This window comes from Flavobacterium sp., assembly GCF_029242675.1.
Classification (GTDB): Bacteria; Bacteroidota; Bacteroidia; order Flavobacteriales; family Flavobacteriaceae; genus Flavobacterium.
This window is the reverse complement of sequence record NZ_JAQWTM010000233.1, coordinates 1-10406: the sequence shown is the minus strand read 5'-3', so window position 1 is coordinate 10406 and position 10406 is coordinate 1. Positions and strand designations below refer to the sequence as shown.

Here is a 10406-nt window from a genome sequence, read left to right as displayed (position 1 = left end):
TATTTTAAAGTATTATTAGTTTTAATTTTAGCAAGTTGCGCATCAAACGTAAAATTATCAAATTCAAAACTTACTAACAGAAATTATGAAGTTAAGTTAGATAGCATAAATTTATTTGACAAATCAAGAAACAGAAGTATTCCTGTTGCATTATATTTACCAAAAACAAATGAAATAATTGAAAATCAAAAAGTAGTAATTTTAAGTCATTGTTACAATCAAAATAAACTTGGTACAAATAAATATTACTCATACTTAACTGAAAATTTAGCATCAAAAGGTTACTTTGTAATCAGTATCCAAAATGAATTACCTACTGATGAATTATTACCAACAAAAGGCGATTTGAAAGTTTTGAGAAAACCAATTTGGGAAAGAGGTTGCGAAAATATTTTGTTCACTATAAATGAATTTAAAAAAACAAATCCTGAATTAGACTATAAACATTTAATTTTAATTGGACATTCAAATGGTGGAGATATAACAATGTTATTTGCTAATAAATATCCAAATTTAGTTGACAAAATAATTTCACTTGATAATCGTAGAGTGGAATTTCCAAAAACATCACAACCAAAAATATATTCATTACGTTCAAGCGACCAAATTGCTGACGAAGGAGTTTTACCAACAATAGAAGAACAAGAAAAATTTAAGATAAAAATAATTAAACTTAAAAATACAATTCATAATGATATGACTGATAATGCAACTGAAAAGCAAAAAGCGGAAATGAATAAATACATTATGGAATTTTTAAACAACTAAACAGAAAAAAACAACTACTGCCAACAGCTGTAGCCGTTGCACAACGGCTACAAAAAATGAGTTCCCACAGCAATCATAAGAAAACAACCTTTTTTAAAGCGATTTAAAGAAGGTTATTTTTTTTGGTTTTATAATTATTTATAAAAATAAGACAGTCTAAAAACCTTGTTATGGGTTCATATAAATAGGTTTTACATAAGATTGCTGCTTTGCTTACTTTTAGTTGCATTCTTTGAAGTTCAAGTGTTGGTTTTTTGACAACAAAGCGTAAGTATTTCTTCAAATTATAGGTCAATGATGCCATTAAAACGTGTTTGTTGGCATTTTTTATTCCTCGGGTATTGACGCGCTTCATGTTGGTAAAGTTGATTAGTGTTCCTATGACAGGCTCTACGGTTTTGCTACGCACTCTGATCATCTTTTTGGTGTATGCTGGGTTTTGATTGAGTTTTTGGTGCATTCGGTCGTAATGCTCTTTATGGATGCTGTCATCTATCTTTTTGTATTTAGTGACTTTACCGCAGCATTGTTCTCGTAGTGGACAGTTTTTACAACTGCTTTCGCTACTGCGATACGTGCGTTTGGTGTACCCTTTACTATCGGTTTTCTCGCCTTTAAAACTAAGAATGGCTTTGTTTCCGCCTTCTTTTATACATTCATATTGATGAAGCTCTTTGTTGAAAATAAATCCTTCTCGCTCGGGTTTGTATTGTCCGAAGTTGGGAATAAATGCGTTGATTTGGTTTTGGTGGAGATAACTCAATGCTTCGCCACTGCTGTAACCGCCATCGGCTAAAACTTCTTCTAATTCAATATCATTTTCTTCAAGATTCTCTTTTGTAAGTTCTACTATCTGCTCTAAACACTGTGAGTCTCTTTTATCTGTAAAGTCTGAACAGGCTCCTGTGATTACATGGTGCGCATCGTCAACGGCTATTTGACCAAAGTAATTGAGTTGTCTGGCTTTGCCTGGTTTCACACTTATTTTTGCATCAGGATCTGTAGGTGAATAATGCGTATGATTTGATAAATATTTAGGTCTAATTAAGTTGCCATACTCATCAGTTTTATCGCCTTTTTGACTTCCCTTGGGCATGTCTTTATAGGCTTCTTTTTTCCAATCATGATGTTGTTCTACTAACTTTTTTCTTGTACTTGTAGTTTTAAATTCACTGTTCTCTTCGAGTTCGTTGACAAATGCACTAGCGTCTTCTAATACTTCTTTTTCTATCAAGCTGTCTAATGATGCATTGGCTTTGATAAAAACGCTGTCAATGGCTTGGCGTTTGCCTCGAACCATACCCTTGCTTACGCACATTTGCAAGACTTCTTTAAAAAGGGTCAAAAACACTTCTTCTCCATACAATTGACGGGTTCTACTGATCGTTGAGTGCCATGGCAAGGCTTCATGAATATCATAGCCTAAAAACAGGCGAATGGATAAACTATCGCTACAAAAAGCTATTAATTTCCTGTCGGAATTGATGTTGTTCAAATAACCTACAAGCAATATTTTAAAGAAAACAATTGGGTCAATACTTTCTTGACCTTCCTTTCCGTAATACTTTTTTGTGGCTTTTCGTATAAATTGTAAATCAAGTTCATTACCTACTTGTCTATAAAAATTATCCGCTGGAACTAGGTCGATAAGATTAACCGAAACGAATAATTGGGGCGTAAAATTCTTTTTTCCTTGCATCTTTAAAAATACAAAATTGGCTGTCTTTATGCAAAGTTTTTTAGGTATATTTGAGCGTTGTGCAACAAGCACAGGCGTTTGGCAAGATTGCGAATTTTGTAGTAAATTCACGTTTACTTTTCGCAAGAAATTTTATCATAGGATATACTGTGAGGTCACCATCACATATTAAATATACTACCTATCCCATAGACATCATTTCATAATAGGTACAGAGTCATCCTCCCGAAAAGTCATAACACATTTAAAGAAATGAATACAGGTATAGAATGGTTTTTTGAAAAACCTACAAAATGGAAAGCGTCCTACCAAGAACTGAGAGAAATTTTACTTGGATTGAAACTGACCGAAGAGGCAAAATGGGGATGCCCCTGCTATACTTTTGAAAAAAAAAATATAGTTTTAATTCACGGCTTCAAGGAATACTGTGCTTTATTATTTATGAAAGGAGTTCTTATGAATGATCCACAAAATATTTTAGTTCAGCAAACAAAAAATGTACAATCAGCTAGACAAATTAGATTTACAACACAGGAAGAAATAATTAATCTTAAATCAGTTATTAAAAGCTACATTACAAATGCGATCGAAATTGAAAAGTCAGGTGTTGAAGTACACATGAAAAAAATAAGTGACTTTGAAATTCCCGAAGAATTTCAAGTAGCATTAAATGAAATAATCAATTTGAAAGTAGCATTTAATAAATTAACGACAGGGAGACAGAAGGTTTATCTATTGTATTTTTCCTCTGCTAAACAATCCAAGACGAGGGACACCAGAATACAGAAATCAATCCCAAAAATTCTTAGCGGCAAAGGTTTAGACGCTTAAAATCACAAAATGCCCAACTTTATCCTAAGTAGGACCATCTTTAAAAATCAATAACAAAAATTAACTGATTTCTGCAGAAATAGTATCTTAGCTTTCCTTGTACGAATAAAGCTTTGCATAATAAAGGAAAAAAATTGACAAGAAAGAAAACTGCAACAGACCAATTTAGTTTTTTTTATGGTGGAATACTTAGGCTCTGCCGTTCATATAAAAAAGCGTATTTGACCAAATTTTTTTAATCTAAGATCAGTCTAAAATTAAAATTCACTAAAAGTAATAAACCAAAAATGACTAAAATCAACTACATTGGAAGAAGTTCGATGACACCAACCTTACTATATACCAAACTGTTGAACTTATAATCTCAATTTAACTAAAAATAGTTACAAAATCACTTTATCTCTTTTAGTATAAATTGCTTAAACCAGCTTAAACCAATAACATATGCGACTACTTTTACTTTTAATCTGTTTGTGTTTCCTTAATTGTAAACCTGCAAAAAGCGGACTAAAAAATACGGCATCAGAAAAATACATTAGACAAGTGCATGATACAATTGGATTCACAAAATACGACTGGCAGTTAGACTCTATCTATAACCGAATGGGTATAAAAGATGTTAAAAACAACTTACAATGGAAAGCTGCCATATGTCCACATGACGATTATAAGTACGCAGGTCGGTTGTACTATGAGTCTTTAAGAGGAATTAATGCCAACACCATAATTTTAATTGGCGTTGCACATCGCGCTCGTAACTTTAACCTTCAAGACAAAATCATTTTTGGAGATTTTACACATTGGAAATCACCCTATGGTAATTTAAAAGTATCGCCTCTAAATACTGAAATCATGGAACGACTTCCGCAAACGTCGTATGTTGTCCATAATGATATGCAGGAGCTAGAACATTCATTAGAAGCTATTGTTCCTTTTTTACATCGCAAAAATAAAAAACTTGAAATTATCCCAATTTTGGTTCCATATCTCAACTTTGCGATGATTGATGACAGTAGCAGTGCACTTTCTGATGTAGTGTCTAAAATTCTAAAAGAGAAGAAATTGCAATACGGAAAAGATATAGCAGTAGTCATATCAAATGATGCGGTGCATTATGGTAATGAAGAGTGGAGTGGCGATTTAGCTCCTTTTGGAGTTGATGATGAGGGAACCCAAAAAGCGAGAGCACTAGATAAAGAAATCATTACTAATTGTTTGGTGAACGAAATTACTACCGAAAAGATAAAAACATTCACGGAATATACCGTTCAAAAAAATGATTACAAAGAATATAAATGGGTTTGGTGCGGGCGATATTCGGTACCTTTTGGATTAAATTTTGCTAATAAATTAAACAAGGCCATTTTTAATAAAGCTTTAAATGGAAAATTGATAGACTATCAATCAAGTATAGATCATGCTCTTATAAAAGTTGAAGATTTAGGAATGGGAACTACAGCAATAGCTACGCAAAAACACTGGGTAGGCTATGCCAGTTTAAAATATGAATAAAAAAGTAATTTGATATCATCTAAACTAAATAGAATGGAGAATGGTTGGTTTTGCTTTTAGTTTCCACTTTTTAGATTGTAAAATAGTCAACAAGTGCGAAAGCTTAAATAGTAATTTCTTTTTATCAACATAGAGTTACCTGAAAACAAAAAGAACTACTAGCCCATCTTGGCACCTTTAAAAAAAGAGTAATCGCATTTATTTCAAAAAATTAAATGATATTGATTTGAAAATACTTGAGAAAATGATAACTTAGGCTATTAATTTTTTAAAAGTTAAATATGGGATCAATTAAAACAGAAATCAAATGGGCAATAATTTTTTCAATGGTCGGACTTCTTTGGATGGTCGTAGAGAAATTGAGTGGTTTGCATGATCGTTATATTGATTACCATATCTACTTAACCAACCTCTTTGCTATTCCCGCTATTACAATGATGGTCTTGGCGCTAAAAGAAAAAAAGAACACTTTTTATAATGGTACAATGACCTATATGCAAGGGTTCATTTCTGGTACTATCTTAAGTCTACTTATTGCACTTATTAGTCCTATTACACAATACATTACAACCTACTTTATAACTCCTGATTATTTCACCACTGTTATTTCGCGATCTGTGGAATTAGGATATTTCAGCACGATTGAAGAAGCAAAGGCTAATTTCAACTATGAAAATTATGCCATTCAAGGAGCAATTAGTGCCTTAGTAATGGGAATTATAACGACTGCTGTTGCCATGCTATTTATGCGACCAAAACATACTCCTAAAAAAGTACAGTCTTAGAACAGCGGCTATTGATTTAGCGATAAAAAAAGTACACTAACTGCATTTATTTAACACAATGGAATACGATTATATTATTATTGGCAGTGGTTTTGGTGGCTCCGTAAGTGCCCTACGTTTATCTCAAAAAGGATATAAAGTGGCCGTTATTGAAAAAGGAAAGTGGTTTAAAGCGGATGATTTCCCAAAAACCAATTGGAATTTAAGAAAATGGCTGTGGTTACCTAGTCTGCGGTTTTTTGGTATAATGAAATTAACAGTTTTTAAACATGTTGCTGTTCTTTCCGGTACAGGTGTGGGCGGTGGTTCTTTGGTCTATGCCAATACATTACCAATTCCTAAAACTACCTTTTTTAAGACCGGAAGTTGGAGTTCGCTAAAGGACTGGGAAAAAGAACTAGCTCCATTTTATCAGGAAGCTTTAAAAATGCTTGGTGCCGCTAAAAACCCAAAATTATTTGATGGTGACCTTGGACTAAAGAAAGTAGCGGAAAAATTGGGAATGGAAGATAAATTTGATGCCACCTCAGTCGCTGTATATTTTGGAGAAGAAAATGTGACAGTAAACGATCCTTATTTCGATGGCTTAGGACCGGAGCGCACCGGTTGTGATTTTTGCGGAGCTTGTATGACTGGATGCCGAAATAATTCTAAAAATACTCTTGATAAAAACTACTTGCATTTAGCCCAACAATATGGTGCGGAAATAATGGCGGAGCAAGAGGTTTATGATGTAATTCCTTTACAAGCGGAAAACGGAGCTGATGGATACGAAGTTTCCATAAAGTCTAGTACAACGCTATTTTCTAAAAAGATAAAATTAATAAGTAAGGGTGTTATTTTTTCAGGTGGGGTTTTAGGAACTGTTAAACTTCTTTTACAGTTAAAAAGTAAATCATTACCTTGTATTTCTGATCGATTAGGAGAAGATATCAGAACTAACAATGAAACCTTAGTAAGTGTTTCGACTTTGGATAAAGACAAAAACTTTTCTAAAGGGGTTGCAATAGGAAGTATTCTAGATACCGACGAAAATAGCCACTTAGAAATATGCCGCTATTCCGAAGGGTCAAATGCATGGAAACTAATTCATTTACCTTACGTTACCGGAAGAAATGCTTTCGTACGTATAGCAAAGGTACTTGGGTCGCTAATTCAATCCCCTTTGAAATACTTTCATGTCTACATAAAAAATAGCTGGGCAAAAAAAACAGTAGTACTGCTCTTTATGCAAACATTAGACAGCACCCTTAAACTTAAAATTAACTTTTTTGGATTCATGAATTCTACCGTGAGTTCTGGAAAAAAACCATCTCCATTTATTCCTGAATCTGTTAAATTAATCAAAGAGTACAGTGAAGCAGTAAATGGGGTGAGTACCTCCTTTGCTGTTGAAACTATTGCGGGAATACCTTCCACTGCACACATATTAGGAGGTGCCGTTATGGGAGCCAACGCCAACGAGGGAGTTATTGATAAAAACAATAAAGTATTTGGATATGAAAACCTGCATGTAATTGACGGCTCGATGATTTCAGCTAATCCAGGAGTAAATCCTTCTTTGTCTATTACTGCAATTGCGGAGCATGCCATGAACCAAATTCCGCCTAAAAAAACGCTTACTAAAGCTACGACACACGAAACAACCACTAATGAAATACTTATCTAGAATACTACTGTCCATAGGCAGTTTAGTAGTGATTTTTCTAATTACAACACTACTACTTTTTGGTCATCGTGATCTCCCCTTAACAGATTTAAAGGCTAAGTACGCCAACAGTAATTCTTCTTTTATTGCGGTAGAAGGCATAAATGTTCATTTTCGCGACGAAGGGAACAAAAACGATACTATTCCTATCGTTTTAATTCATGGAACGGCCGCTAGTTTGCATACATTTGATGCTTGGAGCACCGAACTTACTAAAAATCATCGTATGATTCGAATGGACTTACCTGCCTACGGACTCACAGGACCTTTTGCTAATCGAGATTATTCAATACAGCATTATACCCGGTTTTTAAAACAGTTTTTGGATAAAATAAAGGTTAAAAAATGCATACTTGCAGGTAATTCCTTAGGAGGCGAAATTGCTTGGAATTACGCACTAGAGCAACCAAAAATGGTTGAAAAATTAATACTAATAGATGCGGCAGGTTACCCCCTACTTTCTAAAAGTGTGCCTATTGCTTTTAAAATAGGAAGAACTCCTATTATCAATAAGGTATTAACCTACATTACACCTCGCTTTATTGTAAAGGCTAGCATTGAGAATATTTACTTTGACAAGTCTAAGGTAACTTCTTCCTTAATTGATCGCTATTACGAACTCACGCTCCGAGCTGGGAACCGCCAGGCATTCGTTGATCATTTTACTGTCATAAAAGACAGTTTAGCGTACAAAAAGATCAAACAAATATCGCAACCTACTTTGGTTCTTTGGGGTGCTGAAGATTTATTAATTCCAGTATCAAATGCAACGAAATTCCATAAAGACATTCCCAACAATTTAATGCAGATCGTTTCAAAATCAGGTCACACTCCAATGGAAGAAAGTCCGTTGGAGAGTCTAAAACCAGTACTTAACTTTATAAAAACCAAGGATAGTATGAAGTAGTAGTTGTTCCTTAAAAGTAATTTAATTATATTCTCCAGACAACAAAACTGCACCTTTAAACAAATGCAACACTTTTTTAGTATGATACTTTTATTTGCTTCTTTACAATCAAATGTAATTTTTGACTTTACCGTTAATAGTAATATTCAAAATTGGTCGGTCGTAAATGACGTCGTTATGGGTGGTGCCTCAAGCAGTTCGTTCGCACTAAACAACAACGGAAACGCTGTCTTTAAGGGCGAAGTTTCATTGGAGAACAATGGTGGCTTTGCCTCTGTGCGGTATCGCTTTCCACAAAAACAGATCAAACAATTTTCAACAATTCGCTTGCGATTAAAAGGTGATGGCAAGGACTATCAGTTGAGGCTTAAAGCCAACATAAATGAATATTATTCTTATGTAGCAACTTTTAAAACCACAGGGGAATGGCAAAACATTACTATGCCACTTGAAAATTTTTATCCTTCCTTTAGAGGTCGAAAACTCACTCAACCTAATTTTGCAAAAGAAACTCTAGAAGAAATCAGTTTTTTAATTGGTAACAAAAAAACGGAACAATTTGAACTTGAAATAGATTCTATAACATTGTATTAAAACCAAACAATCAATGTCGTCTGTATTTATTCACCTTAGTTTAGAATTAAAGCAATAAGGCTAATCGATACTATAAAGACTCGTTTCAATTATCATTAGGTTTTATATCCAACCAATAAAAAAAGCAGTACAAATCGTGCTTACATAAACATCGATCCGTACTGCTACCTTTTTTAAAAGTATAAACAAGCGGTAATTCTACTATTTAGCTGCTTCTTGTTTGTATATTAGCCCGTCTTTCATTACAAAAACAACATTCATAACTGCTTTAATATCCTTTATTGGATCATCATTTGTCGCAACAATATCTGCTAAAAACCCCGGTTCTAGAGCACCAATTTTGTCATCCATCTCCAAAATACCGGCATTTACAATTGTTGCCGCTTGAATCGTTTTCATAGCTGGCATTCCAGCCTCATACATTAATATGAATTCCTTAGCATTTTCACCATGAGGAAAAACAGCTGCGTCAGTTCCAAATCCTATTGGAACACCTTTTTTATATGCTTTTGCAAAAGTTGCTTTGATTCTTGGTCCAATGGCTAACGCTTTTGGTACTACAATAGCCGGATAATAATTAGGAATCAGTGCTTTCTCAGCAACAAAGCTTCCTGCTGAAAGTGTTGGAATGTAAAATGTATTGTTTTTTATCATTAAATCCATAGTAGCATCACTCATTTCGGTTCCATGCTCAATGGTTTTCACACCAGCTTTGATAGCACGTTGCATGCCTTCATCGCCATGTGCATGCGCGGCTACTTGTAATCCATAATCCTTGGCTGTTTTTACAATAGCATCCATTTCTTCTTGAGTAAACTGCGCATTAGTTCCGCTTTTAGCTACAGACAAAACACCACCAGTTGCCGTAATTTTAATCCAATCAGCGCCATTTTTATACCGTTGCCTTACTGCTTGTTTAGCATCATCTACACCATTTACTACGCCCTCAGTTGGCCCAGGATTACCCATTAAATCTTTGCGATAGCCATTAGTAGGATCTGCATGTCCACCTGTTGAAGCCAATGCTTTTTCGGCTGTCAAAACTCTTGGACCTACAACTTTTCCTTGATTAATCGCATTTCGCAAAGAAACATTAATTCCTGTTCCTCCTAAATCTCTCACTGTAGTAAATCCAGCCATTAAAGTACTTTTTACAAAACCTAAAGAATTAAATGCGATATCTGCATCATTTAGTGTAAATTCATCAGCGTAATGCGTTGCACTTGTCTCTTCTTCAACATGAACATGCATATCAATCCAACCGGGCATGACGGTCTGTTCTTTCAAATTTATAGTTTTGTCTTGTGGATTGTTACCTGCTACAAAACCATCTTGAACGGCTTTTATCATTTTATTAGAAACGATAATTGTTTTGTTGGTTAACACTTTCCCCGATTTGGTATCAATAATTTTCCCACATTGGAGGTACGTATCTTGAGCAAATGAAACGGTCGTTATGAGGACAGTCAGTAAAAGAAATCTTTTTTTCATATCGATATTTTTATTTGAAAGATATGAAAAAATAATAGAACTGCCATTCATTGAAAGCACCCCATTTTTCTCAAATGAAAGCAATCTACAAAATATTGGAATTGATTTAAA

Annotated in this window: 9 protein-coding genes; 7 read left to right on the top strand and 2 right to left on the bottom strand. The window is 34.2% G+C overall.

Going from position 1 to position 10406, the window contains the following annotated elements:
- On the top strand, window positions 1-768 hold a 768-nt coding region (locus P8M54_RS08660), incomplete at its 5' end, for an alpha/beta hydrolase (protein ID WP_300287268.1).
- A 103-nt stretch (window positions 769-871) separates the two neighbouring features.
- Here the strand turns inward: P8M54_RS08660 and P8M54_RS08655 are convergent.
- Window positions 872-2467: an IS1182 family transposase gene (locus P8M54_RS08655; RefSeq protein ID WP_300287266.1), complete on the bottom strand. Its 1596-nt coding sequence runs from the start codon at window positions 2465-2467 to the stop codon at window positions 872-874.
- A 252-nt stretch (window positions 2468-2719) separates the two neighbouring features.
- Between P8M54_RS08655 and P8M54_RS08650 the strand changes: the two genes are divergently transcribed.
- From P8M54_RS08650 to P8M54_RS08625, 6 genes are all read left to right on the top strand, one after another.
- Window positions 2720-3298, top strand: coding sequence for a DUF1801 domain-containing protein (locus P8M54_RS08650; protein ID WP_300287264.1), 579 nt, complete (start codon window positions 2720-2722; stop codon window positions 3296-3298).
- Window positions 3299-3742: 444 nt separating this feature from the next.
- Window positions 3743-4810: an AmmeMemoRadiSam system protein B gene (gene amrB, locus P8M54_RS08645; protein ID WP_300287262.1), complete on the top strand. Its 1068-nt coding sequence runs from the start codon at window positions 3743-3745 to the stop codon at window positions 4808-4810.
- Between the two features lie 281 nt (window positions 4811-5091).
- Entirely contained in the window at window positions 5092-5595 is a 504-nt protein-coding gene (locus P8M54_RS08640; RefSeq protein WP_300287261.1) for a DUF4199 domain-containing protein, read from the top strand.
- Window positions 5596-5653: 58 nt separating this feature from the next.
- On the top strand, window positions 5654-7264 hold the full coding sequence (locus P8M54_RS08635; protein ID WP_300287259.1) for a GMC oxidoreductase: 1611 nt from the start codon (window positions 5654-5656) through the stop codon (window positions 7262-7264).
- Complete coding sequence (locus P8M54_RS08630; protein WP_300287257.1) at window positions 7248-8210, top strand: alpha/beta hydrolase; 963 nt, start codon at window positions 7248-7250, stop codon at window positions 8208-8210. The genes P8M54_RS08635 and P8M54_RS08630 overlap by 17 nt, the downstream gene beginning before the upstream one ends.
- Before the next feature lie 81 nt (window positions 8211-8291).
- The gene (locus tag P8M54_RS08625) at window positions 8292-8804 is read left to right on the top strand and encodes a CIA30 family protein (protein WP_300287255.1); all 513 of its coding nucleotides are present in this window, start codon (window positions 8292-8294) and stop codon (window positions 8802-8804) included.
- Between the two features lie 201 nt (window positions 8805-9005).
- Here P8M54_RS08625 and P8M54_RS08620 read toward each other — a convergent pair whose 3' ends face one another.
- Entirely contained in the window at window positions 9006-10295 is a 1290-nt protein-coding gene (locus tag P8M54_RS08620) for an amidohydrolase family protein (RefSeq protein WP_300287253.1), read from the bottom strand.
- Window positions 10296-10406: the final 111 nt, after the last annotated feature.